A 24126-nucleotide genomic window follows, 5' to 3' on the forward strand; every position below is an offset into this window, starting at 1 on the left:
AAGTCGCCATTACCGCCATCATGCGAAAACTCATCGTTCTCGCCAACGCGCTGTTGCGGGACAACCGCCTCTGGACGCCAAAAGCCGCTTGATCACAACGGATACTCTCAGTAGCCGCGTGACAGGTTGACCGCGTCCAGCACGGGTTGTCCGTCGCGGATGCGGTGGATATTGTCGGCGATCTGCGGGGCGGCCGAGGCCGGCAGCGCGACCGAGGCGACGTGGGGGGTAATCAGGACATTGTCCAGGCCCCAGAGCGGGTCACCCTCCGGCAGGGGCTCCTGCTGGAAGACGTCCAGCACCGCCTGCCCGATCCGCCTTGCCCGCAGGGCCTCGACCAGCGCCGCCTGATCGACGATCGCGCCGCGCGCGACATTGACGAACCCTGCCCCGTGGGGCAGCAGCGCCAGCCGCTCGGCGTTCAGCAGGCCGATGGTCTGGGGCGTTTTCGGCAGCAGGCAGACCAGGATGTCGCAGCCCGACAGGAACTCCGCCAGGCTGTCCATTCCGGAATAGCACACGATATCGGGGTCCGCTTTCGGGCTGCGCGACCAGCCCCGCACCTGGAAGCCCTGCCGCGCGCATTCCTTCGCCGCCCGCAGGCCCAGCTCGCCCAGGCCCATGACCCCCACCCGCGTCAAATCCAGCGGCCGGGGTTCGATGAAGGCCCAGCGTCCCTGCCGCTGCGCGGCCTCGAAGGCCGGGATGTCGCGCGCCAGGCGCAGCACCGCGAACAGGACGTAGCTGGCCATCATCCGGGCCATCAGCGGGTCGTGCAGGCGGGTGATGGCCACCCCCGGCGGCAGATCGTCGCGGGCGACCAGCGCATCGACCCCCGCGCCCAGATTGACGATCAGCCGCAAATTGGGAAAGCGGTTGAAGAAGCCGCGCGGCGGGCTCCAGACCAGGGCATAGCGGACCAGTTCGGGATCGAACGGTTCGTCGGCCAGCACGAAGGTCAGGCCCGGCACTGCGGCGGTCAGGGCCGCGCGCCAGGTCTCCGGCGTATCGACCGCGCTGTAGAAGACCATGGCGTCCGTCATGTGCACCCTCCCGATAGAACGATCCGGAACTGTATCGGTATCCCATCCTGCATGGAAAGGCGCTTTGTCGTGTTTTCCTCCGAGTGGCGCCCCGAACCCTTGATGCCTTGCAGGACGCGGTGCGCGGCGCAATCGACGACGTCTCTCACAAGCAGGCTACCGCCTGCTTTGTCTCCGCCGGATTTGAACCAGACTGATCGGATTATGCTCTAGCCGCCGGCTCGTTCGACGCCGCCCAATGGGCCAGGCGCTCCACGGCAAGCTGGGTATGCTCGCGCGCAAGCTCGATAACCTCGCGCAGCGCCTTCGGCTTTCCGCCGGGGTTCCCGCTCTGGCCCTTCTTGAATTGCCCCCGGTTGGCCTTTGCCTCAGAGGGGCTGTTATCAGGCATCGTCGCCATCCGTCGCAGCATATTTCCGGTGATTACGCATGCCAGAAATCGTACAGGGAAATCAGGGAACTGTACAGGGAAATGCGATTACTTCGCTCGTGATTCCTCACACCGCGCCTGCAACCGCAGCATAGCATCCGGCGCCATCGGCGCGGTCATCATCGAGCGGTACTCTATACACGCTGGCGTCTTCCGCGGCTCATGGCGCGGTTGGTGATCGCACCCGGCCAGCGCCGCAACGACCATGCACAGCACAATCCAGTGCTTCATCCTCACCCCTCTTCCTCGACCAATCGAGGATAGCCCAATCGTCAGCATAGCGCATGGCGAGAGTAGAGCGGGATGTCGCAGCATCCCGGTATGCTGGCGCGTGTTGATATTGATCTGACCATATTTCCATCCCGCTCCGGCGGGGGTTTCTTTTGCCCAGATCCGCGCGTACCAGCGCGGGCCGATCCAGGGCGAAATCGCCCAGCCCACCACCCATAAACGGCAGTTCTCTGCGGATTGCGCGGCGGGTGAAGGGGTGTACGCCCGCCGGGTCTGAACCCTGCCGAAATCGGCCGATCAGCACCCTGAAAATAGCGGAAATCTGCAGGGAATAGGCCGGATTCGCCCCCGTGCCGGGCGCCCCGATTTGTCCCAAGCAATATGTCAAGCGGCGCTCGACATTTCGGGTCAATGGTCAGGGCGCGAGCGGGGCATGGATCTGAAGGATTACCACACTGCGCCGCGTCTATCGTAAATTTGACCCGACCTATCTGCGGAGCATTGCGGATGATTTTGAATTGTAGTGGTCCATATAGACCAAAAACGCCTGTTGATAACTATGCTAAGTTATTGGCGTCCCATAGGGGATTCGAACCCCTGTTGCCGCCGTGAGAGGGCGGCGTCCTAGGCCTCTAGACGAATGGGACATCGGGCTTGGGCGGGTTGGTATCGCGGTCGGGGCGGGCGGTCAAGCCCCAAGATCGGCGCGGGACGATTTTATGGTCGCGGTCACCGGGGCGGGGGCGCGACCATCGCCACGTCGCGGATGAAGAAGCCGGCGCTGACCCGTCCGTTCCAGCTTTCCGCGCGCAGCCAGCCCGCCAGGTGCAGGGGCGGGGCGTTGCGGTCTTCCAGGATCGCGGCGGCGGGGTGGTCGTCGGCGCGGAACAGCAGCGCCTTCAGGCGCGGGCCGCCGCCTTCGCCCTCGACCAGCACGCGCAGCGTATTGCCCTCGCGCCCGATCCGGTCGGCGCGCACCACCCGCACGCGCGGGAGGGCCAGCAGCGGTTCGTCATTGCCCGCGCCGAAGGGGGCCAGGCGCCCGATCTCGGCCGCCAGTTCGGTGGTCGCGCCGGCGACATGGATCACGCCTTCGATCGGCACGTCCACCGCGTCGGGCAGCGCCGCCGCCGCCGCCAGACGGTCGTTCAGGAAATCATGCAGCGCCGGAACACCCGCGCCCGGCAGCGAGAACCCGGCCGCCATCGCATGGCCGCCGCCCGTGGTCAGCAACCCGGCCTGACGCGCCGCGATGATGGCGGCGCCCAGGTCGATATCCGCGACCGACCGCCCCGACCCCTTGACGGTGCCGTCCTCCAGTTCCGCCCCCACCAGGACGGGGCGGTTGAACCGTTCCTTGATCCGGCCCGCGACGATGCCCACCACGCCGGGGTGCCAGTCCCGGCCCGACAGCACCAGCACCGGGTGCCCCGCCGCGCGCTGGGCCTCGGCGGCCTCCATCGCACGGTCCAGGATGGTGGTTTCCACCGTCTGGCGGCGGCGATTGACGGCGTCCAGACGCTCGGCCAGGCGCCGGGCCTCGATGGCGTCGTCGCACAGCAGCAGTTCCAGCCCCAGGCCCGATTCGGCGATGCGCCCGCCGGCATTGATGCGCGGCCCCAGCGCGAAGCCGCAGGTAAAGGCCGACAGCGGATCGCGCGCGCCCGCGACCTCCAGCAGCGCGTCCAGGCCGGTGCGCTGCCGCCGCGCCATGATCTTCAGCCCCTGCGTCACCAGCGCGCGGTTCAGCCCGGTCAGCGGCATCACGTCGCAGACGGTCGCCAGCGCGACAACGTCCAGCATTGCCATCAGGTCGGGTTCCGGCCGGCCGGCGAACCAGCCTGCGCGGCGCAGCGTCCGCACGGTGGCCACCGCCGTCAGGAACGCCACCCCCGCCGCGCACAGGCCGCGCTGGCCGGAGTCGCAATCCAGCCGGTTGGGGTTGACGGTGGCCAGCACCGGCGGCGGCGGGCCTTCGGCCTTGTGGTGGTCCAGCACCACGATGTCGGCCCGGCCAGCCAGGGTCGCCAGCACGTCGGCCGCCGCCGTGCCGCAGTCGACGCAGACGATCAGCGTCGCCCCCCGCGCCACCAGCCCGTCCAGCGCCGGGACGTTGGGGCCGTAGCCCTCGGTCATCCGGTCGGGCACATGCGTCGTCACCGGGCAGCCCAGCGCGCGCAGCAGTTGCGTCATCACCGCCGCCGCGCAGGCCCCGTCCACGTCGTAATCGCCGAACACCCCCACTGTTTCTCCCTGGCGCACCGCGTCGGCCAGGCGGGCGGCGGCGGCGTCCATGTCGCGCAGGGCGGACGGATCGGGCATCAGGGCGCGCAGGGTGGGGTCGAGGAAATGCGCCGCCGTGCGTGCGTCCAGGCCGCGCGCGGCCAGCATCCGGCCGACGATCTCCGGCACGCCGGCCTGCTGGGCGATCATCAGCCCGGCCCGGCCGTCCGGGTCGGCCAGCAGCGGGTCGCGCCACCGCCAGCGCCGGCCGCCGAGGCTGGCGCGCACGCCCAGCACCAGATCCACCCGGTCTCCTGCGATGTCCGCCATGCCGGGTTCCATCGCTGGCCCGGCCGCGCGCGGGCGGATGTCCGGCGCGGCGGGCGGGACCAGGCTGTCAGACACCGGCACGGCCGGTCTCAGGATGCATGGGGCGCGTCAGATCGCGCCCCAGGTCTTGGTCGAGAAATCATGGTGCCCCTCGACGAACCGGACGGTGCCGGATTTCGAGCGCATCACGATCGAATGGGTGACCGCGCGGTTGCCGTCGCGGCGGATGCCGCGCAGCAGCGGCCCGGAGGTGACCCCGGTGGCCGAGAACAGGACATCGCCCCGCGCCATGTCATACAGGCCCAGCTTGCGCGACGGGTCCTTGCCGGGGTCCATTTCCCGCGCGCGGCGGACCTGCTCGTCATCCTCGAACAGCAGGCGGCCCTGCATCTGGCCATGGACGCAGCGCACGGCGGCGGCGGCCAGCACGCCTTCCGGCGCGCCGCCCGACCCGGCATAGATGTCGACGCGCCCGTTGGGCAGGCAGGCGGCGATGGCGGCCGCGACGTCGCCGTCGCTCAGCAGCATGACGCGGGCCCCGGCCTCGCGCGTCTTGGCGATCAGTTCCTCATGGCGCTCGCGCTCCAGCGCGCACAGGGTCAGGTCGCCGATATCCTTGCGCTTGGCCCGCGCCAGTTCGCGCAGGTTGGCGCCGATCGACGCATCCAGGTCCACCACGCCTTCCGGCAGGTCGGGGCCGACCACGATCTTTTCCATGTAGATGTCGGGCGCGTGCAGGAAATTCCCGGCCTCGGCCAGCGCCAGCACCGTCAGGGCGTTGGGCATGTTCTTGGCGCACAGGTTGGTGCCTTCCAGCGGGTCCACGGCGATGTCCATCGCCGGGCCGCCGGCGCCCACCTTCTCGCCGATATACAGCATCGGCGCCTCGTCCATCTCGCCCTCGCCGATGACCACGGTGCCGTTGATCGCGACCGTGTCGAAGGCCAGGCGCATGGCCTCGACGGCGGCGCCGTCGGCCTCGTTCTTCTTGCCCCGGCCCGTCCATTGCGACGCCGACATGGCCGCCGCCTCGGTCACGCGGACCAGTTCCAGGGCCAGGTTGCGGTCGGTGACCTTGTAGCCGGGGTTCGATGTGGACGTCATCGTCGATGATCCTCTTCTGCTTGCCGGTTCTGGGCGCCGGCACGTCCGGGGCGAGGGACCGCCCCGTATGGGGTCTGCCACGCGCGCCCGGCCGGGGCGCGCACGGCGGGCGTCAGCCGGGGTCGATCCGGATCATCGCCGGCGCGCCGATCACGGCCGACAGCGCGGCGATGCGTCCCAGCGCCTCCATCATCGCGGATTCCCGCGTGCGGTGGGTGACCAGGACCAGCGGCACCGAGGGGTCGCCGGCGCTTCCGTCCTGCGGCACGGCGTCGGCCCGCCCGTGCTGCAGCATGCTGCGTAGCGACACGCCGTGGTCGCGCAGCACGGCGGTGACGTCGGCGATCACGCCGGGGCGGTCATGGACGTTCAGGCGCAGGTAATATTCCTCGTGGAAGGCGGTGCGCGGCAGGGCCTCGATCTGCGTCAGCCCGTCGGCGCTGCGCCCCCAGACGGGCACCGCGCTGCCGCGGGCGACGTCGATCAGGTCGGCGGCGACGGCGGTGGCGGTCGGGCCTTCGCCCGCGCCGCGCCCTTCCAGCATCAGGCGGCCGACGAACGCGCCCTCGACCACCACGGCATTGAACACGCCATCGACCTGCGCGATGGGCGCTTTCTCGGGCACCAGGCAGGGATGGACGCGAGCCTCGACCCCGTCGTCCCGCCGCCGCGCCAGGCCCAGCAGCTTGATCCGGTAGCCCAGCGCCCGCGCGAAATCGAGGTCCAGCGCATCGATGCCCCGGATCCCCTCGACATGCACCGACGCGAACGCGACCGGCCGGCCGAAGGCCAGCCCGGCCAGGATCGCCAGCTTGTGCGCCGCGTCGATGCCGTCCACGTCGGTCGACGGGTCGGCCTCGGCATAGCCCAGGGCCTGGGCCTCGGCCAGCACGTCGGCGAAGGGGCGGCCGCTCTCGCGCATCGCGGTCATGATGTAGTTGCAGGTGCCGTTCAGGATGCCGCCGACGCGGGTCAGCCGGTCGGCCGCCAGCCCCTCGCGCACCGTCTTGATGGCCGGAATGCCGCCGGCCACCGCGGCCTCGAACATCAGCGGCACGCCGGCGCGCTCGGCCAGCGCGGCCAGTTCGGCGCCATGGACCGCGATCAGCGCCTTGTTGGCGGTGACGACCGGCCGTCCGGCCGCCAGCGCGGCGGTGACCAGCCGGCGGGCCACGCCTTCGGCCCCGCCGATCAGTTCCACCACCACATCGACATCGGGGTCGGTCGCCAGCGCCACCGCGTCGTCGTGCCAGGTCAGGCCCGACAGATCGACGCCCCGGTCGCGCGTGCGGTCGCGCGCGGCCACGGCCGTGATCGTGATCGGCCGGCCGGCCCGCGCGGCCACCGTCGTCTCGTTCCCGCGCAGCAGCTTGACCAGGCCCGCGCCCACGGTGCCCAGCCCGGCAATGCCGATCCGCAGCGGGGCCGTCCGCGCCCCCCGTGCCTGTCCGCCCGCGCTGTCAGCAATCATGTTCTGTCCGGTCACCTGATGTCCTGTCGTCGTCTCGTCAATCGTGTGTCGTCTTCGCCGGGCGCCGTCCGCCGGGATGTCAGGCGTCGGCGTCCGCCACCGCATCCGCCGCCGCGTCCGCGCGGGGGCCGGTTTCGGGCCGCGCCGGGGGCGGGGTCACGCCATGGCGGATCATGAACTGCCGGATCGCCCGTGTCGCCTGGCGCAGGCGCTGGGTGTTCTCGACCAGGCCGATCCGCACGAAACCCTCGCCATACTCGCCGAAGCCCAGGCCGGGGGCCACGGCCACGCCGGCTTCCTTCAGCAGCAGCTTGGAGAAATCGACGCTGCCCATCTCGCGGAACGCGGGGGGCAGGGGCGCCCAGGCGAACATCGAGCCCTCGGGCGAGGGCACGTCCCATCCCGCCGCGTGCAGCCCGCGGATCAGCACGTCGCGCCGCTCGCGATACATGGTCCGGATCTCGGCCACGCAATCCTGCGGGCCGCTCAGCGCCGCGACCGCCGCGACCTGGATGGGCGTGAACGCGCCGTAGTCCAGATAGGACTTGATCCGCGTCAGCGCGGTAATCAGGCGCGGATTGCCCGCCGCGAAGCCCATGCGCCAGCCCGCCATGGAATAGGTCTTGGACAGCGACGTGAATTCCACCGCAATGTCCCGCGCGCCGGGCACCTGCAGGATCGACGGCGGCACCCGGTCGCCGAAATAGATCTCGGCATAGGCCAGGTCGGACATGATCCAGATGTCGTGCCGGCGGGCCAGGGCCACCAGTTCGCCATAGAAATCGAGGTCCGCGACATAGGCCGTTGGGTTCGACGGGAAATTGACGATCAGCGCCGTCGGCTTGGGCACCGAATGGCGCACCGCGCGATCCAGCGCGCGCAGCATCTCCTCGTCCGGCGTGGCGGGGATCGAACGGACCGATGCGCCGGCGATGATGAAGCCGAACTGATGGATCGGATAGGACGGGTTGGGCACCAGGATGGTGTCGCCCGGACTGGTGATGGCCGCCGACAGGTTGGCCAGCCCTTCCTTCGAGCCCAGGGTGGCGATCACCTCGGTCTCGGGGTCCAGCTTCACGTCGAAGCGGCGCGCGTAATAGCCCGCCAGCGCCCGCCGCAGGCCGGGAATGCCCCGGCTGACCGAATAGCGGTGCGACCGCGGGTCGGCCACCGTTTCCACCAGCTTCTGCACGATGTGCGGCGGGGTGGGGGTGTCGGGGTTGCCCATGCCCAGGTCGATGATGTCCTCGCCCCGGACGCGCGCCGCGGCCTTGGCCTTGTTGACCTCGGCGAAGACGTAGGGTGGCAGGCGGCGGATGCGGTGGAATTCTTCGGTCATTGATCGCTCTTGGAGACGCTGGCTCAGGACGGTTGCCGGAAGGCCGTTCCGGGCCGCTTCTTGTCGGCGGCATATCGGAAAAGGGCGGGAACGGATCCGGTCCTGCTAGGTATAGCGACGCCGCTGCCCGGCAGGCAACCGCGCCGAGGGCGCGCGCATGTCATCTTCCCGCGCTTACTGGTTCGGGCTGACCCGCACGCCGTCGCCGAACGGATGGGCGCGCAGGTGGATCATGTTCGCCGGCACGCCGCGCGCGGCCAGCAGGTCGGCCACCGCCTGCGCCCGCAGCAGGGCCAGGGTCATCGACCGCGCCTGCTCGGCCGGGTCGGTGGACGTGGCCTCGCCGTAGCCATGGACGAAGATCGGCCCGCCGCCCCGCTGCCCCGCCAGGTCGGCGATGGTGCGCTCCTGGCCCCGCACCGGGTGGTCCGACGCGGCCAGGAAGCGGATGCGCGTGCCCTGGGGATCGGCCAGGTCGTAGGCCGGGCGCTCCGGCGTCGCCAGCCCGCCGTCCTCGGGGACGGCGAAGCCGGGGAATCGGGGCGGCGCGGGCGGCCGCGCCGCGACGTCCGGCGGCACGGCCGCCTGCACGGCGGGGCCGCCCACGCCGCCGACATCGGCCCCGACCTCAGGCATGGCAACCTCGGGCATGGCGACCTCAGGCATGGCCGCCGGCGCTTCGCCGGTTCGGGGGGCGGCGGATGGGGCCGGCGTCGCAGCGGCGGTCGGGGCGGCGGCGCCCCGCGGCGGGCGTTCGGCGGCCTCCAGCGTCGCGGAAGGCTGTTCGGGGCCGGCGGGCGGGGCCGGTCTGGCCGGGCCGGGTGCGCCGGCTTTGGCCGTTCCGGGCGCCGTGACGGTCAGCGGACCGATCTCGACCGCCTGGCGATGGGCCAGGTTCCGCTGCTCGACCAGGTTTTCGGTGATGCTCTGGCGCAGGGCGGCGGACGGAATGGCGGGCGGCGTGGTCGGCGTCAGGCCCACCGCCGGATAAGGGTCGTGGATGCCGGGCGGCGGCGGGCGCTGCTGGGCGATCACCCCGCCTTCGTACTGGTGCCACCAGTCCAGCGTCGCGTCGAACGCATCGCGATGCCCGCACCCCGCCAGCATCAGCAGGCCCGCCAGGGTCGGCGCCATGCGTCCGGCCCGGATGGCGCGGCGCGCGTCGGCGCGTGCAGAACGCTCTCTTGGCAGCAGCGCCGTCATACCCATCTTCTCTCCATGACGAATCCTGATCGCGACGAACAGGGGCGATCCGCCCTTCTAGCCCGCCCTTCCGCCATTAGCGAGAGAGCGTGCGCGGCCGCCCCGCCCGCACCCATCCCGACGGCGCGGGGCAGGTCGGGTCTTGGCACCGGGCCGAAGGCGGCGCAGGATGGAACGCGTGACCAATACAGTCCTGGATACAGGGAGATGAGAATGACCGGCATGCAGCCGAAAAACCGCATCCGGATGGATGATGAGGATCCGGACGGTCCCGACATCCCCGAACCCCAGGGCCCCGAACCCAAGGAACCGGGCGACAACAAGACCCTGTCCTCGCCGATCAGCGAGCTGGAAAGCCGTCTGTTCGACCAGCGCAAGGTGCTGATCTTCGGCGCGATCAACGACAAGCTGGCCCGTGACGTCACCGGCCGCCTGCTGGCGCTGGCCGGCGCGTCCGACCACCCGATCGACGTCTACGTCAACTCGCCCGGCGGCCATGTCGAAAGCGGCGACACGATCCACGACATGATCCGGTTCGTCGATTCGGTAGCCCCGGTGAACGTGATCGGCACCGGGTGGGTGGCGTCGGCCGGCGCGCTGATCTTCGCCGCCGGCAACCCGCAACGCCGGTTCTGCCTGCCGAATACGCGTTTCCTGCTGCATCAGCCGATGGGCGGCGTGCGCGGCCCCGCGACCGATATCGACATCGAAGCGCGGGAAATCGTGAAGATGCGCGAACGCCTGAACCGCCTGTTCGCGCGCGAAACCGGGCAGAGCTACGAAAAGATCTGCAAGGACACCGACCGCAATTACTGGATGTCGGCCGACGAGGCGATCGCCTACGGCCTCGTCACCCGGGTCATCACCGCCCTGTCCGACATCCGCTAGCCGACGGGAACGCCCCGTCCGCCTGCCGCCGCGCGGTCGGGCGGGGCGCTCTTGCCAGGTGGAGTCGCGCCGGCCCAGGTGGCCGCGCGGCGCCGTTCTGCTTAATGAGCCCGCATCATCATGAACTCTCTTTCCGATATCTATTCCTCGCTGCCCGAGGCCATTGACCCCACGGGCGCCGACGCCCGCACGGTGGCCGAGGCCGATTTCAACGCCCGCCACTGGTCCAGCCCGGTTCCCGGCCCCCTGAAACCCGGCAGCACCGAGCACAAGCGCGCCGTCGCCGCCATGTTCCGCGACACGTTCAACCCCTACAAGCCCTCGGTCATCGACTGGCCCAAGCTGGATCCGGTGACGCTGAAGCGCGTGACCTCGCTGCCGATCTGGGACATCGCGGTGCAGACCGAAGGCAAGGCGCGCCTGCGTATGGCCGCCTATGCGCGGCTGATCGACGACCCCGACATGAAGGACGCCCTGTCGCGCAACGCGTGGGAGGAAAACCGCCATAAGGAGGTCCTGTCGCGCCTGGTCGAGGCCTACGACATCAAGATGGCCCCCGAACCCCCGTATATCGAGCCGCGTGACGTCGAATGGGCGTACCTGGTCACCGGGTTTTCGGAATGCGTCGACAGCTTCTTCGCCTTCGGCCTGTTCGCGCTGGCCCGGCAGTCCGGCTTCTTCCCCGCCGAGCTGATCGAAACGTTCGAACCGGTGATGCAGGAGGAATGCCGCCACATCCTGCTGTTCGCCAACTGGCTGGCCTGGTACCGCGCCACGATGCCGGTCTGGAAGCGCCCGTGGTTCGAGATCCGGGTCCTGGCGGTGTGGGTGTTCCTGGCCTACGAGCGGATGGGGCTGGCCCGCACCATGGACGCCGACGGCAATGTCCACGAACAGGACAATAATTTCACCGTCAGCGGCGCCAAGGATGTCGCGGACATGGACCTCAGCCTGGGCGAGCTGATAGACCTGTGTCTGGAGGAAAACGACCGTCGCTTCGCGGGCTACGACTCGCGCCTGCTGCGGCCGAAGCTGGCGCCGAACCTGGCCCGGCTGATCCGCCGGTTCGTGAAGACACCTTCGACCGCCCGGCAGGTGGAGCGCGCTGCTTGAGCCGTGTCGAAGCCGGCTCGGAAGCCCACAAGGATCTGTTCTGCCGTCAGTTCGTCGCCACCCATCAGGTCTTCGACCCCGAGACCCTGCCCTGGCCCGAACTGACGGACGAGGAACTGGCCCGCCTGCGGACCATTCCCTTCTGGCAGGAGGTGTACCACACCGAACGCCGCGCCGGCGCGATCGTCGACGCTTTCACCCCGCAGATCGACGACCCCGTGGTGCGCGAGGCCGTGGCCCTGCAGGGGCTGGAGGAGGCGCGCCACGCCAGGCTGATCCGCGTGATGATCGACCGCTACGGCATCGACGCGACCGAACAGCCGATCGAGACCTTCCCCGCCGATCTGGAAACCGCCTTCATTGATTTCGGTTTCGGCGAATGCCTCGACGCCTTCCTGGGCTTCGGCGCGTTCAAGAACGCCCGCCAGTCGCACTTCCTGCCCGAAGGGTTGTTCGAGATCTTCGATGTGCTGATGTTCGAGGAAACGCGGCATATCGTCTTCTTCATCAACTACATGGCCTGGCGCGAACGGCGGCGTGGCCTGGGGCGGGTGCGGCGCGCGCTGAAATCGACACGCTTCTACGGCCGGGCGTTGGGCCGGCTGCTGGCCATGGTGCGGCGCGGGCAGCAGCCCAATGATGGGCGCGACTTCGCGGTGACACAGGCCAACGTCTTCCTCGACGATTTCTCGTTCGGGCAGTTCGTCGAGGATTGCTACCGCGAGAACGCCCGGCGGATGAAGGAATTCGACCCCGACCTGATGCAGCCTCGCCTGCTGCCCGCCATGGCCGACCTGGCCCTGCGCGGCATGCGCCTGTGGGACCGCCGCCGCCCGCACCTGCGCGCCGCGGCGCGGTAGGCGCGAAGGTCGCATTTCGCAAGAATCTCAGGGCGCTATCCTGAAACCCGCCAATCCGTTATCCATGATCGGGGTCCAGGGCCTCAGGCCCTGGTGGGTTCGGGCAACGCCCGACCTCCCTCGCCCACAGCGAAGGAAGACGCGTTACTTTCGCGCTTATGGGGCCGAGGCCCTTGCCGACCCACGTGCGCGAAGGCGCGACTTTAGGGCATCGAGCACGAAGCCGGCTCGCGCCGTGCGGCTGACGCGCCAGCCGACGATGTAGCGGGCGAACACATCGATGACGAATGCCACATAGTCTGCACGGTGCGCGTCAATCACGCTCTGCCTTCCCCCCAGCATGCTCAAAACCGCAAGATCGGTCGAGCGCTGTGCCTACTGTGAGTCCTATCTCGGGCAGGCCACCAGCAAGGAACTCCTCGTGTCGAAACCTCCCGTCGATCTTGTTCGGTACCATGCGCGTATGCAGCGCGTACTGGCGCGCCTCGTGGCGGCTTGCCTATCGCGGGAATGTCTCGGTTACCGAGATCGCGCTGGATGCTGGCTATGAAGCGCCTGACAGCTTTGCTCGGGCCTTTCGTCAGCGGATGGGACAAGCACCATCGACATTTCGCGAGAGGCCGGACTGGTCGGCATGGGCAGCGGCAATGGCGCCGCTGACCGAGGCACGGAGCCGGATCATGACACGGAATTTTTCGATCAATGATGTTTCTGTAAGGAAGGAGGCGGACATTCCGGTCGCCTTCATGTCCCATGAGGGCAGCCCCGAAAGGCTGGGCGAGACGATCCGCCGCTTTATCGCCTGGCGCAAGGCGAGCGGCGTACGCGCCGCGACCCATGCCACCTACACCATTTTCCACGCCGATCCCGACAGCGTGCTTCCTGAAGATTATCGGATTGATCTGGCCGCCGCCACCAATCGGACGATAACCCTGGCCGACGAGGGTGTGGAGGCCGGCCTTATTCCGGCCGGACGCTGCGCGGTGCTGCGCGTCATCGGCAACAGCGACAATCTGCGGCCCGCCGCGGAATTTCTCTATGGCACATGGCTACCTGCCAGTGGCGAGGAACTGCGTGACTTTCCCCTTTATGCCCAGCGCGTCACATTCTTCCCCGATGTGCCGGAACACGAGGCAGTCACCGACCTGTACCTGCCGCTGAAATAGGAGCGTGACGCGGGCAGGGCAGCGCCCCAGCTGACGCGATAGGAAATGTCTTTCGATTTACCTGTCGAGCCAGGGAAGTCCCTGTGGATTGAAGCCCAATACCTCCAGGGCTTTCCGATTGCACGCACCCGTCAGACTGTTCTGGTAATAGACGCTTTCCTCGCCCATCAGGCGAAGAGCCTCTTGCTCGTCGAGATCGGAGGGAACACCCGCTCCGATCCAGTTCGCATAGGCTGGCAACCACTCGGACATTTTTGTGGGCTGGCCATCGACTACGTTATAGAGCCCGGTTGGCGCTGTTAGGGCCGCCACGGTCGCCTGCGCGGCATCATCCACATGAATGAAGGAAAATGTGCTGCTTCCTGCGCCAATGAGGGAGATTTCGCCCTGAGAAAGATGCGTGCTGAACGCACCATCCGGCCAGTACCAGGTTCCGGGGCCGTAGAAAAATCCGTATCGCAGCCCTACGCCTTCTATCGAAGGGGCGTTCAGGACCCGCTTTTCCAAAGCTGCATACATACGGGCGCTTTCTCCGATCGTGCCGGGAGCGCCGATCCTCAGCGGTGATGCTTCTGTTGCCAGTTCACCTTCACCGTCCAGATAGAAACCGCAGGATTGCTGGATGTAACGCTGTACCTTCCATGTCCGAGCAGCTTCAAACAGATGACCTCCGCCTTCCAGACGCAGTTTACGGTCGGCGGGAAGGCGCTTGGGTAGATCGAAGGGGCTGGCGGGGAGAGAGGTGAGCTGGTCAATCACCGCTTCCGGACGGATCTGCTCAAGAAGTGTGAAAATACCGGACCGGTCGAGCGCATTGCCCTTCACGGGATGAGCACCGAGCATCTCGACAACCTTGAGGCTCTCGGGGCGATGGGCCAGCCCCCAGACTTCGTGCCCTGCGTTTCGCAGGCGGGCGATCAGCGGACGGCCCAGTGCTCCGCTGGCACCGGCGACAAGAACCTTCATGGCCCGATATCCTTTGGATCAGTGTGCGGGAAAAACGAAGGGGGCAGTCTTGTCCTTGACGAAAAACGCAAGAAAACGGGCAGGTTCAGTGTGGCTGGCGTTGCGCCCCACAAGGTGAACGTCGTCCGGTCCTTCAAAGAAGGTCTGTCCTTCCTTGAGTGTCACAGGAGCGCCGCCTTTGACCTGCATAATGATGCTTCCCTTCAGCACATAGACAAACACCGAAGCATTATGCCTGTGGATCGGGTCCGAGCCTCCGGGCGGGTAATCGACCGTCAGCATGGCGCCTTCCTTGCCGGGAACGCCTTGCAGATCATGGGCAAGCAGGGGGGTGACTTTGGTCGCCGCCTGGAGGGGTGAGGCCCAGAAACACATGGCCATGGCGCCAAGAACGATGAACTTGCACATATTCAATTTTCCTGTTGCAGGGAATGGTCGCGGGTCAGAGATTGTCTGACTTTTCTGGTCCGACGCGTCTGTACGCGCTCATCAAACCAGGACTGCGTCTCTCCCAGAAAAGGAAGCGGAGCCTTCTCCCGGACAGATTCCGCCAGATCCGCAAGCGAGGTCTGAGCCAGTTCCCGCCGCATGGCCTGTTCGGCCCGCAGCATGACGGCATGAATGGCGCAGACGCCTTGCGTTGCCCATTGTGGCGGCCGGTCATCGAAAAGGGCACATCGTCCCCGGATTTCCTGACAGTTGAAAAGGCTCTTTTGGCCATCAGCGGCGTCTACGACTGCCAGAATGCTGATGTCGCTGGCGGGTTTGGCCAGCCTGTAGCCGCCCCTCAACCCCTCCGACGCCACAAGAAGACCGGCCTTTTCGAGCTTGGGAAGAAGTTTCGCGACGAATGCGGCCGGAATATTCTGGAACTCCGCCAGATCGAGGCTGCTGACGGGCTCGGGGTTATCGACGAGCCAGAGCAGGCTATGCAGAACATATTCGGTGCTTGCGCCATAAAGTGACATACGCGGACTTTATAAGTCCGCGTTTTGATTCGCAAGGCCGGCAGGGACAAATCTGTCGTCATGAAGCTGACATTCCGGGTGGGGTCTGCGGCGGGCGCGGGTGGAGGGAAAAACCACCACGCGCGCCTTCTCTCCGCGTTGACGCGATGCGGCATCACCCGTAAAAGTCCGCGTTCCGAACCAGCGAAGCCCGAACAGGCGCAGCCTTACTCAGCGCCGGAGGCGCCGCTTGACCATGCCCATGACTTTTGCCGATCTCTCCCTGGCGCCGACCCTGCTACGCGCATTGGCCGAGGAAGGGTATGCCAACCCGACCCCTATCCAGGCCCAATCAATCCCGATGCTGCTGGAGGGCCGCGACCTGCTGGGCATGGCTCAGACCGGCACAGGCAAGACCGCCGCTTTCGCGCTGCCGCTGCTGCATCGCCTCGCCGCGGACCCCCGCCCGGCGCCCAGGGGCGGCGCCCGCGTCCTGGTCCTCGCGCCCACGCGCGAACTGGTCTCTCAGATCGCCGACGGCTTCGAGAGCTTCGGTCGCTATCTGAAGCCCAGCGTGACGACGATTTTCGGCGGCGTCAGCCCGTTCCACCAGGTTAATGCGCTCAAGACCGGAGTGGACATCATCGTGGCCGCGCCGGGGCGGTTGCTGGATCTGATCGACCAGGGCCTCTGCGACCTGTCGCAGCTTGAGGCGCTGGTGCTGGATGAGGCCGACCAGATGCTCGATATGGGCTTCGCCAAGCCGATCGAGCGTATCGTCGCGACGCTGCCGAAGGATCGGCATACAGTGCTGTTTTCGGCAACGATGCCGAAATCCATCGCCGCGCTGGCCGAGAACCTCCTGCGCGATCCGGCGAAGGTCGAGATCGCCCCGCCCTCAACCACCGTCGACCGGATCGAGCAGTCGGTCATGTTCGTCGATGCGGCCGACAAGAAGGCGGCGCTGCTGGCGCTGCTGCGGACGCCGGGGATCGGCCAGGCCGTGGTCTTCACCCTGCAGAAGAACATCGCCAACGAAGTCTGCGCCTTCATCACCGAGGCGGGCATCACGGCCGAGGCTCTGCACGGCAACAAGTCGCAAGGCCAGCGGGAACGCGCGCTGGACGCCTTCCGCTCCGGAACCGCGCAGGTCCTGGTGGCGACGGATATCGCAGCGCGCGGCATCGACGTCGATACGGTGACGCATGTTTTCAACCATGACCTGCCGAGCCTGCCGGAAAGCTATGTCCACCGCATAGGCCGCACCGGCCGCGCTGGCCGCAACGGCTTCGCCATCACGCTCTGCGATGCCGAGCAGCGGGCCTGGCTGCGTGATGTGGAGCGGGAAATCGGCCGCACCCTGATCGTTCAGGCCGATCACCCGTGGCATTCGGAAGCGGCGCGGAACTCGACCATGCGCCCACCCGTGCTGGGCGGTGCGCCGGCCAAGGAAGTCAAGCCGCAGAAGAAGCGGGAGCGCAAAGTCTGGACCGAGGAAGAGAAGATGGCCGCGCGGGCAGCGGCCAGGGCGGTTCGAGAGGAAGTCTGATCGGGCTGGCGGACGGGTCACGAAGGGTCTTTGCCATCCCGCCGGTGTTACCGATCCTCGGACCATGGACAACAGATTGGTTTCCAAAGGCCGGCGGCCTTTGGCGGGTTTCAGGGCAGCGCCCTGCCTCTTTCATGCCTGCGCCCCCCCCCGCCGGGTTCCATGAAGATTTCATGAAAACAGGCTCGGGCCTGATGACAGGGGGCCGACCCGCCCCTACCACGCCCGGGACGGCGGAATGGCGGGATCGGCAATGATGCGGATGCATAGGCAGGACGGGGCCTCTTGTCGGGGTGTCGGTTCGACCCATGGCGGGTTCGGTCCGTGACGGATTGGGCGATTCCCCATCCGCGCTGGCTGTCGTTGCATGCCCGGATCAGGCGGATCACGGGTCGCCACGATGCCGAGGACTTGTTGCAGGCCGCGGTCCAGCGTTTTCTTGAACGCGGTCAGGAGGGGGTGCGGAATCCGGACGCCTACCTGGTGCGCTCGGCCCGCAACCTGGCCGTGGACCAGGCGCGGCGTGAACGGCATGGCGCGGTTGCGCCGTATGAAGGGGACGACGTCGGCTCCGTGCCGTGCCCGAGCCCACAGCCCGATGCGGTGCTTATGGCGCGACAGCGTTTGCAGAGGCTGCGCGAGGGGTGCGCGCAACTGGACGCCCGGACCCGCGAGATTTTCCTGCTGCACCGGCTGGAAGGGCTTTCGTACCGCGATATCGCCCTGCGGCTGGAGATCAGCGTCAGCGCTGTCGAAAAGCATGTCAGCAAGGCGATCGGTTTCCTGACCGAATGGGTCATGGACTGAACGGCCATGTCGTCGTCGATCACACGGACGGCCGCGCGCTGGATGGCGCGGCTTCATGCCGAGGATTGTTCGGAAGCCGACCGGCAGGCCTTCCGCGCGTGGCTGGCGGAAGACGCCCGCCACCGCGCGATCTTCGAACAGGCGTCGGACGTATGGGCCGAGGTCGGCGGCCTTGCGCCGTCGTACGCGCCATCGGCAGGTCATCCCGCGCACGCCCCGTCGCGGGCAGGGCGCCGGATGCCCACGCGCCGCGCGGTGCTGGCCGGCGGGATGCTGCTGGGGACGAGCCTGCTGGTCGATGCGCCGCGTCCGGCCGAAGCCGAGATCTACGTCACGGCCATCGGGCAGCAGCGTCGCCTGCGCCTCGGCCCGAAGATTGATATCCTGCTCGACACCGACACGACAGTTCTGGTGCCGCCGCACGCGCGGCATCGCCGCCTTGTCCTCAGGTGCGGACAGGCGGCCATCGGGCTGGCGCGGCGCGACCATCCCTATCGCGTCGAAACCCCCACCCATGCCCTGGTGGCCGAGTGCGGGCAGTTCGACGTTCGCCTGATCGACCGCCGGCTGACGGCGACGGTGCTGGCGGGCAGCCTCGCGGTTCTGCCCCGCGCGTCCGGGGCGGGGCAGCCGGTCAGGCTGGAGGCCGGGCAGCGCCTGCGCGTCGATCCGGACCTGCCGCCGCGCATTGATCGCCCACCGGTCGAGGACCTGATGGCCTGGCAGAGCGGACGCCTGGCCTTTCGCGAGACCCCCCTCGGTGACGCCGTGCGGGAAATGAACCGCTATAGCCTCATGAAGATGGAACTGGCGCCCGACGGCGTGGCGGCGCTGCGGATCAGCGGCTTTTACCATGCGGGCAATACGGCCGGCTTCGTCCGCGCCCTCCAGGCGCTGCTGCCCGTGAAGGTCAGGCAGGGGCAGACCATCCACATCATGAAGGTTTTATGAAAGGGCTGGGTTTTTACTGAGGGCGCCGCGCCCTCGTTCGTCCTGTCAGCAAGCCGAGTGATCGGCACCACTGATGGGAATTCCTCGATGCCCCGCCTGCCGGGCCTGCGGCCCTCGATCGTTCTGCTGACCATGAGCCTGGGTGGGGGGGCCGCGTCCATCGCGCATGCGGCGTCGGATGCCGTCACCGTGCATCTGAAGGCGCAGCCGCTTTCGCAATCTCTCGAGGATCTGTCACGCATCAGCGGACATGACATCCTGTTCGCCCCCGGCGACATCGGCAACCGGACCGCGCCGGCGATCGACGGCCGGATCAGCATGCAGGACGCCATCGGCCGGCTGCTGGCCGGGACGGGATTGCGGCCGGTCACGCAGGCGGACGGCAGCGTGCTGATTGCGACGCCGCACGCGGTCGCCGGTGCTGCGGCGCGCAAGGCGCGTGGCAGGGATCGGCGGGACGGCAAGGCCGAGGCCATCACGGTGATCGGCCGGGCCGAGCGTCTGGCGCCATCGACGGTGCCGCTGTGGATCACGCAGCCGACCTCGATCATCCAGAGCAAATTCATTGCCAATAACATCATCCCGCTGGCCAGCATCGACGACATCGTCAAATTCCAGCCCAGCGTCTGGACGCAGAACCCCAACGGCCCCGGAATGGGCAAGGCCGAGACCATGAGCCTGCGTGGTTTCCAGGATGGTCAGTACAACATGACGTTCGACGGCATCCCGTTCGGCGACGCCAGCGACCTGCATCACACGACATCTTCGCTGTTCATCTCGCATTTCCTGGGGCAGGCCGAGGTCGATCGCGGCCCCGGCACGGCGTCCACGATCGGCAACGCGACGTTCGGCGGCACGATCGGCTTCACGTCCCGGACGCCGGCCGACCATTTCGGGGTGACGCCCTACGGCACCTACGGCAGCTTCAACACCCGCGCCGGCGGCCTGGAGGTCGATAGCGGCAAGACCGGCTTTGGCAAGATGGTACTGGACCTGCAACATGAGGAAACCGACGGCTACCTCACCCATTCCGCCGAGCGGCGAAGCAATATCCTGTTCAAGGATGTCGTGCGTCTGGGCGACGACACGACGCTGACGATCGCCACGACCTACAACAAGGAATGGCAATATACCACGCAGGGGGCGACCCTGGACGAATATGCGCGCTACGGCAACAATTACGGCCTGTGCGACAACCCGAAGCTGCAATGCTTCTACGGCTATAATCCGAGCACCTATCAGTCGGATTTCAGCTACATCAATCTCAAGACGAAGCTGACGCCCTGGCTCGATTTTGAAAATCGCCTGTACATGAACGGGTTCGAACATTCCTATACGGAATCGACGGACGCCAGCCAGGACGATGCATCGGCGAACGGGGTCACCTTCTACAACGCCGCCGGCAAGAAAGTGGCCACCTACAAGAACGATATTCCCGGAAAATATGCCGACGCCGCCTTCCGCTCCTACGGCGATACGCTGGGCTTCAAGGCCCGGACGCCGGTCGGCGATGTGCTGACCGGGGTCTGGGCGGATGTGCAGGACGATCGACGCTATACCTACGCGCTCGATCTGTCGCAGGGCGGCGTCGCGGTGCCCGGCAAGACCGGATCGGCCTACAGCTATGATATTCACGATCTCAACACGACGCTGCAGCCGTATCTGGAATTCGACTGGCGCCCGTTGCGGGGCATGACGGTCAAGCCGGGAATCAAATATTCCTATTTCCATCGCGATTATGATGCGCCGATCAACAAGGGCACGAAGATGCCCCTGAACGACCAGCAGACCTTCACGTCCTGGCAGCCGTCCATTGCGCTCAACCAGATCATCCTGCCCGGCTGGAGCGCCTACGCGCAGGCCGCGCGGGGCTTCCTGGCGCCGCCGCTGAGCGTCTTCCAGGTGCAGAGCGTCGGGTCGGTCAAGCCCGAGGCGACCTGGAACTACCAGGTCGGGACGGTCGTCCAGAAGAAGAAATGGACGCTGTCGGCCGACGCCTACTACATTGATTTTTCCAATTACATTGCCTCGGCGCAGATCAACGTGCCGGGTATCGGCACGGAATCCACCTACGTCAACAGCGGTGGCGCCATCTACAAGGGCCTGGAGATCGAGGGGCAATATGCCCTTGGTCTCGGCCTGTCGCTCTACGGCAACTACAGCGTGAACGACGCGGAATACAAAGGCACGCACACCCGCGTGGCCGAGACGCCGAATGCGCTGGCCTCCTTCGGCCTGCTCTATGAAAATCCGAAGGGGCCGTACTTTTCGCTCATCGGAAAATATGTCGGGAACCATTGGGGCCTGGACAGCACGACGGACGAGGCCGGCAAGGCCGTTTTCGCCAACCAGTATCGCATCCACAGCGTCGTGACGGCCGATCTGGCGCTGGGCTGGCATTTCCGCAATGTCGGCGGGGTGCTGCGCGACCTGACGCCCAGCCTGAAGATCGCCAATCTGTTCGACAGCCACGCCATCAGCGATTTCGCCGGGAACCAGTCCGCCGCCAGCGCGGGATATCCCGACGGGGCGCCTTTGTACTGGCGCCTGTCGGGGCGCAGCGTCTTCTTCAACCTGACGATGACGGTGCCCTGATGCGCCTTTCATCCCTTCTGTGCCTGACGCTTGTCGTCGGCGGCACGATGTCGGGCGGCCTGTCGGCCGCCCGGTGCCGGACCACGGCCGCGCAGCCGGTTCTGGAGAAAGTCGTGCTGGTTTCCCGGCATGGCATCCGCAGCCCCACGCAGCCGGTCGAACGGCTGAGAGAGGAGACCGGCCGGGATTGGGCGGCATGGCCGGTACCGCCGGGGCAACTGACGGACCACGGGCGGGCCGACCTTGCCCTGATGGGCGGCTTTCTGGCCCGCCATTACCAGGCGGCGGGCCTGCTGCCGACGGCAGGGTGCCCACGAAAGGAGGAGGTGGTCGTCTGGGGCGATTCCGCCGATGATCGGACCCGCCAGAGCGGCGAGATCATGGCCCGGGCCTTGGCGGGCGGCTGCCCGACGATCTCGCGCTCGCTGCCGGCGGGCCGGCACGACCCGATGTTCAACGCGGTGGCCGCCGGCGCCGCCACGCTGAACCGGGCCGAAATCATGCGGGAACTGTCCGTTGTGCGGCAGCACGATGCCGAAGGCGCCGCAACCGTGCGGCAGGCGCTCTCGACGCTGCAGGCGGTGATTGCGCCGGACGGTTGCGCCTCGGGCGGCCCCTGCTTGACCGCGGCATCCGGCGTCGACTGGACGCATGGCGCGCCGCGCCTGTCCGCCGGCCTGGCCCTGGCGGCTACGTCGGCGGAAAATCTGCTGCTGGAATATCTTCAGGGCATGCCCGACGACGCCATCGCCTGGGGGCGGCGCGACGTCCCGGCGCTGCTGGACGACATCATGCCGGCGCATGCCCATGCCAGCGATATGCTGCGCCGGCTGCCGGCGATCGCCTATCCGCGCGGCCGGGTCCTGGCGTCCGCCATCCTGGATAGTCTGGGCGGGAAACCGGTGGCCCTGCCGGATGGAACGGTCATCGGCGGCGACGCGCGCGTAGTGATGTTCGCCGGGCATGACACGACGCTGGACATGCTGGCGACGATCTTCGGCCTGGACTGGTATTTCGCGGACCAGCCCGATCGGACCGCACCCGACACCACGTTGGGCTTCGAACTCTGGCGCCGGCCGGACGGGGCGCCGGTCATCAAGGCGGTCATCTTCCATCAGAGCCTGGCGGAACTGCGGAATGCCCTTCCGCTGGAAAACGCAGGCCGGGGGATGGACCTGCGGATCGCGTCGTGCGCGCGGCAGGTGGAATGCCCGCTGGCAACGCTGGAAAAAGAGGTCCGGGCCGGCATCGCCGCGCATCCTCCGGCCTGAGCGGCTTTTCCGCCCGACATGGTGCGCTGCCCCATGAGCGCGAAGGTAGCATTTCGCAAGAAATCTCAGGGCGCTGCCCTGAAACCCGCCAAAGGCCACAGGCCTTTGGAAACCAATCCGTTATCCATGATCGGGGTCCAGGGCCTCAGGCCCTGGTGGGTTCGGGCAACGCCCGACCTCCCTCGCCCAAAGCGAAGGAAGAAGCGTTACCTTCGCGCTCATGGTGCGCTGCCCCGGCGCAAAGGGCTTCGGCCGAACGGGTGATCGGAAGGCCGTCGCGGGCGCGACGGTAACCGGCCGCCGGTGCGGGTATCCGTTCGGGAACCGTTTTGACGGTCGCGGAAATGGAAATTCAGAAATGACGCGCGTCGTGGCGGCCGGTCCGCCACAACGCGCGTCACGTTCCAGTTCAGTTTTTCATGCCGGCCTCGTATCGGGTGGCATTCGTCGCCATATCCATGACGACCTTCCGCGCCATCGCCGGTGACGACGGGCGGAACCGGCATCCCTGATCCGGCCGCCACAAAATTGCCATGAAATCGCGTTGCCGGCGGGAACCCTATCGTGGACTCGCACGTTGCGTCTTGCGCGTCTTTTGAAACGGTATGTCCAGCGAAACCGTTACGGACTTATGACATTGTCGTGTGCGACATCCGTCGGCCGGGGATGTTGTCCCGTCGGATGGAAACATTATTACGTGAGCAAAATGGTTCAAGATAAGGCTCAGGCGGGTTTGGGGCGGGAACAGGTAGAAGTATTTTATTGCAAGTAAAAACATTGCGCCCCCCGAGCAGGAAGGCGGGCGTGATGTACTGCGTTCGCTTTATTGGATTCGTCGGGTTGGAGTGTATACATATCAGGAAGTCACATCCGTAGAAATTAAGTATGTCAGGGTATTCATACCCGAAGGCGCGTCGGCGCGGTTTGATGTGGAGTTTTCCGAACAGGCGGGTTTTTCGGTCAAGTTCAGTGCGATCAACAAAATACAGCGAAAACGACAATGAAACAGCTTGTCGCAGCCTGGATGGGGACAGGTCATGAAAATGATTGTAGCAATCATAAAGCCCTTCAAGGTCGAAGAGGTTCGCGAGGCCCTCGGCGCCATTGGCGTTGTCGGCCTGACCGTGACGGACGTGAAGGGGTTTGGTCGGCAGAAAGGCCAGACCGAGATCTATCGTGGCGCGGAATACCAGACGAATTTCGTCGCGAAATCGAAACTGGAGGTCGCGGTTCCCAGTTCCATCGCCGATCGTGCGGTGGAAGCCATCCGGCTGGCCGCGAATACCGGCAAAATTGGTGACGGAAAAATCTTCGTTTTTGATCTGGAGCAGGCAATGCGGATTCGTACAGGAGAAACGGGGGAAGGCGCACTATGAGCACTCCCCTCAAGGCGTCTCTCTTTCTTTTCGCGATCGCGTTCGTCTTCCTCGCCACTCCGGCGCTGGCGGCGGACCCCGCGATCGACACCGGCGACACGGCATGGATGCTGGTCAGCACCGCACTGGTGCTGATGATGACCATTCCGGGCCTGGCGCTGTTCTATGCCGGCATGGTCCGCAAGAAGAACGTGCTGGCGACGGTCATGCAGTCGTTCGCCATCTGCTGCATCATCACCGTGGTGTGGATGGTGGCGGGCTAC

Annotated in this window: 20 protein-coding genes, 1 tRNA gene and 1 pseudogene; 11 read left to right on the forward strand and 11 right to left on the reverse strand. The window is 66.8% G+C overall.

Annotation, left to right across the window (positions count from 1 at the left end):
- Positions 1-107: 107 nt before the first annotated feature.
- The 8 genes from HLH21_RS16520 to HLH21_RS16555 all read right to left on the reverse strand — a co-directional run bounded on the left by HLH21_RS16520 (position 108) and on the right by HLH21_RS16555 (position 9374).
- Entirely contained in the window at positions 108-1043 is a 936-nt protein-coding gene (locus HLH21_RS16520) for a 2-hydroxyacid dehydrogenase (protein ID WP_182944851.1), read from the reverse strand.
- A gap of 202 nt (positions 1044-1245) precedes the next feature.
- Positions 1246-1434 (reverse strand): DUF5681 domain-containing protein, encoded by a 189-nt coding sequence (locus HLH21_RS16525; protein WP_182944852.1) that lies wholly within the window; start codon positions 1432-1434, stop codon positions 1246-1248.
- 841 nt (positions 1435-2275) lie between these two features.
- Positions 2276-2351: transfer RNA gene (locus HLH21_RS16530), tRNA-Glu, on the reverse strand.
- Between the two features lie 82 nt (positions 2352-2433).
- Positions 2434-4257: a single-stranded-DNA-specific exonuclease RecJ gene (recJ, locus tag HLH21_RS16535; RefSeq protein WP_373319669.1), complete on the reverse strand. Its 1824-nt coding sequence runs from the start codon at positions 4255-4257 to the stop codon at positions 2434-2436.
- A 108-nt stretch (positions 4258-4365) separates the two neighbouring features.
- Positions 4366-5361 (reverse strand): class II fructose-bisphosphatase, encoded by a 996-nt coding sequence (gene glpX / locus HLH21_RS16540; RefSeq protein ID WP_182944853.1) that lies wholly within the window; start codon positions 5359-5361, stop codon positions 4366-4368.
- Between the two features lie 112 nt (positions 5362-5473).
- Positions 5474-6832: a homoserine dehydrogenase gene (locus HLH21_RS16545; protein WP_182944854.1), complete on the reverse strand. Its 1359-nt coding sequence runs from the start codon at positions 6830-6832 to the stop codon at positions 5474-5476.
- A 79-nt stretch (positions 6833-6911) separates the two neighbouring features.
- Positions 6912-8171: an LL-diaminopimelate aminotransferase gene (locus HLH21_RS16550; protein ID WP_246379922.1), complete on the reverse strand. Its 1260-nt coding sequence runs from the start codon at positions 8169-8171 to the stop codon at positions 6912-6914.
- Between the two features lie 174 nt (positions 8172-8345).
- A complete protein-coding gene (locus HLH21_RS16555) occupies positions 8346-9374 on the reverse strand; it encodes an OmpA family protein (RefSeq protein ID WP_182944855.1) in 1029 nt (342 codons plus the stop codon).
- A 213-nt stretch (positions 9375-9587) separates the two neighbouring features.
- Between HLH21_RS16555 and HLH21_RS16560 the strand changes: the two genes are divergently transcribed.
- The 4 genes from HLH21_RS16560 (at position 9588) to HLH21_RS16575 (ending at position 13401) form a co-directional block, all read left to right on the forward strand.
- Positions 9588-10262, forward strand: coding sequence for an ATP-dependent Clp protease proteolytic subunit (locus HLH21_RS16560; protein ID WP_182944856.1), 675 nt, complete (start codon positions 9588-9590; stop codon positions 10260-10262).
- A 120-nt stretch (positions 10263-10382) separates the two neighbouring features.
- Positions 10383-11375: a ferritin-like domain-containing protein gene (locus HLH21_RS16565; RefSeq protein ID WP_182944857.1), complete on the forward strand. Its 993-nt coding sequence runs from the start codon at positions 10383-10385 to the stop codon at positions 11373-11375.
- A complete protein-coding gene (locus tag HLH21_RS16570; RefSeq protein ID WP_182944858.1) occupies positions 11372-12235 on the forward strand; it encodes a hypothetical protein in 864 nt (287 codons plus the stop codon). Before HLH21_RS16565 ends, HLH21_RS16570 begins: the two co-directional genes overlap by 4 nt.
- A gap of 443 nt (positions 12236-12678) precedes the next feature.
- Positions 12679-13401, forward strand: a complete 723-nt coding sequence (locus HLH21_RS16575; protein ID WP_246379927.1) for an AraC family transcriptional regulator — start codon at positions 12679-12681, stop codon at positions 13399-13401.
- Positions 13402-13458: 57 nt separating this feature from the next.
- Here the strand turns inward: HLH21_RS16575 and HLH21_RS16580 are convergent, their stop codons facing one another.
- The 3 genes from HLH21_RS16580 to HLH21_RS16590 are packed head-to-tail and all read right to left on the reverse strand — an operon-like array spanning position 13459 to position 15335.
- Positions 13459-14367: an NAD-dependent epimerase/dehydratase family protein gene (locus HLH21_RS16580; RefSeq protein ID WP_182944860.1), complete on the reverse strand. Its 909-nt coding sequence runs from the start codon at positions 14365-14367 to the stop codon at positions 13459-13461.
- An 18-nt stretch (positions 14368-14385) separates the two neighbouring features.
- Entirely contained in the window at positions 14386-14775 is a 390-nt protein-coding gene (locus HLH21_RS16585; RefSeq protein ID WP_182944861.1) for a cupin domain-containing protein, read from the reverse strand.
- Between the two features lie 2 nt (positions 14776-14777).
- The gene (locus tag HLH21_RS16590; RefSeq protein WP_182944862.1) at positions 14778-15335 is read right to left on the reverse strand and encodes an RrF2 family transcriptional regulator; all 558 of its coding nucleotides are present in this window, start codon (positions 15333-15335) and stop codon (positions 14778-14780) included.
- 235 nt (positions 15336-15570) lie between these two features.
- On the opposite strand from HLH21_RS16590, the gene HLH21_RS16595 reads away from it, so the two are divergent.
- From HLH21_RS16595 to HLH21_RS16625, 7 genes and pseudogenes are all read left to right on the forward strand, one after another.
- On the forward strand, positions 15571-16863 hold the full coding sequence (locus HLH21_RS16595; protein ID WP_182944863.1) for a DEAD/DEAH box helicase: 1293 nt from the start codon (positions 15571-15573) through the stop codon (positions 16861-16863).
- A gap of 324 nt (positions 16864-17187) precedes the next feature.
- Positions 17188-17670, forward strand: a complete 483-nt coding sequence (locus HLH21_RS16600; protein WP_264811907.1) for an RNA polymerase sigma factor — start codon at positions 17188-17190, stop codon at positions 17668-17670.
- Positions 17671-17676: 6 nt separating this feature from the next.
- Positions 17677-18621, forward strand: a complete 945-nt coding sequence (locus tag HLH21_RS16605) for a FecR family protein (RefSeq protein ID WP_182944864.1) — start codon at positions 17677-17679, stop codon at positions 18619-18621.
- Positions 18622-18708: 87 nt separating this feature from the next.
- Positions 18709-21216, forward strand: coding sequence for a TonB-dependent receptor domain-containing protein (locus tag HLH21_RS16610; protein WP_246379930.1), 2508 nt, complete (start codon positions 18709-18711; stop codon positions 21214-21216).
- On the forward strand, positions 21216-22487 hold the full coding sequence (locus HLH21_RS16615; protein WP_182944865.1) for a histidine-type phosphatase: 1272 nt from the start codon (positions 21216-21218) through the stop codon (positions 22485-22487). Before HLH21_RS16610 ends, HLH21_RS16615 begins: the two co-directional genes overlap by 1 nt.
- Positions 22488-23524: 1037 nt before the next feature.
- Positions 23525-23863 carry a P-II family nitrogen regulator gene (locus tag HLH21_RS16620; RefSeq protein ID WP_182944866.1) on the forward strand — a complete coding sequence of 113 codons (339 nt, stop codon included), beginning with the start codon at positions 23525-23527 and terminating at the stop codon, positions 23861-23863.
- Positions 23860-24126, forward strand: a pseudogene (locus tag HLH21_RS16625) (ammonium transporter); the annotation flags it as partial. The gene HLH21_RS16620 and the pseudogene HLH21_RS16625, both read left to right, overlap by 4 nt.

It is taken from the genome of Gluconacetobacter johannae (assembly GCF_014174305.1).
GTDB classification, from domain to species: domain Bacteria; phylum Pseudomonadota; class Alphaproteobacteria; order Acetobacterales; family Acetobacteraceae; genus Gluconacetobacter; species Gluconacetobacter johannae.

Bases quoted from the DNA above. Each gene is read 5' to 3' on its own strand.
- HLH21_RS16550 (WP_246379922.1), bottom strand. From the start codon at position 8,171: ATGACCGAAGAATTCCACCGCATCCGCCGCCTGCCACCCTACGTCTTC.
- HLH21_RS16525 (WP_182944852.1), bottom strand. From the start codon at position 1,434: ATGCCTGATAACAGCCCCTCTGAGGCAAAGGCCAACCGGGGGCAATTC.
- HLH21_RS16555 (WP_182944855.1), bottom strand. From the start codon at position 9,374: ATGACGGCGCTGCTGCCAAGAGAGCGTTCTGCACGCGCCGACGCGCGC.
- HLH21_RS16605 (WP_182944864.1), top strand. From the start codon at position 17,677: ATGTCGTCGTCGATCACACGGACGGCCGCGCGCTGGATGGCGCGGCTT.
- HLH21_RS16565 (WP_182944857.1), top strand. From the start codon at position 10,383: ATGAACTCTCTTTCCGATATCTATTCCTCGCTGCCCGAGGCCATTGAC.
- HLH21_RS16615 (WP_182944865.1), top strand. From the start codon at position 21,216: ATGCGCCTTTCATCCCTTCTGTGCCTGACGCTTGTCGTCGGCGGCACG.
- HLH21_RS16520 (WP_182944851.1), bottom strand. From the start codon at position 1,043: ATGACGGACGCCATGGTCTTCTACAGCGCGGTCGATACGCCGGAGACC.
- HLH21_RS16620 (WP_182944866.1), top strand. From the start codon at position 23,525: ATGAAAATGATTGTAGCAATCATAAAGCCCTTCAAGGTCGAAGAGGTT.
- HLH21_RS16560 (WP_182944856.1), top strand. From the start codon at position 9,588: ATGACCGGCATGCAGCCGAAAAACCGCATCCGGATGGATGATGAGGAT.
- glpX (WP_182944853.1), bottom strand. From the start codon at position 5,361: ATGACGTCCACATCGAACCCCGGCTACAAGGTCACCGACCGCAACCTG.
- recJ (WP_373319669.1), bottom strand. From the start codon at position 4,257: ATGGCGGACATCGCAGGAGACCGGGTGGATCTGGTGCTGGGCGTGCGC.
- HLH21_RS16610 (WP_246379930.1), top strand. From the start codon at position 18,709: ATGCCCCGCCTGCCGGGCCTGCGGCCCTCGATCGTTCTGCTGACCATG.
- HLH21_RS16585 (WP_182944861.1), bottom strand. From the start codon at position 14,775: ATGTGCAAGTTCATCGTTCTTGGCGCCATGGCCATGTGTTTCTGGGCC.
- HLH21_RS16580 (WP_182944860.1), bottom strand. From the start codon at position 14,367: ATGAAGGTTCTTGTCGCCGGTGCCAGCGGAGCACTGGGCCGTCCGCTG.
- HLH21_RS16590 (WP_182944862.1), bottom strand. From the start codon at position 15,335: ATGTCACTTTATGGCGCAAGCACCGAATATGTTCTGCATAGCCTGCTC.
- HLH21_RS16595 (WP_182944863.1), top strand. From the start codon at position 15,571: ATGCCCATGACTTTTGCCGATCTCTCCCTGGCGCCGACCCTGCTACGC.
- HLH21_RS16545 (WP_182944854.1), bottom strand. From the start codon at position 6,832: ATGATTGCTGACAGCGCGGGCGGACAGGCACGGGGGGCGCGGACGGCC.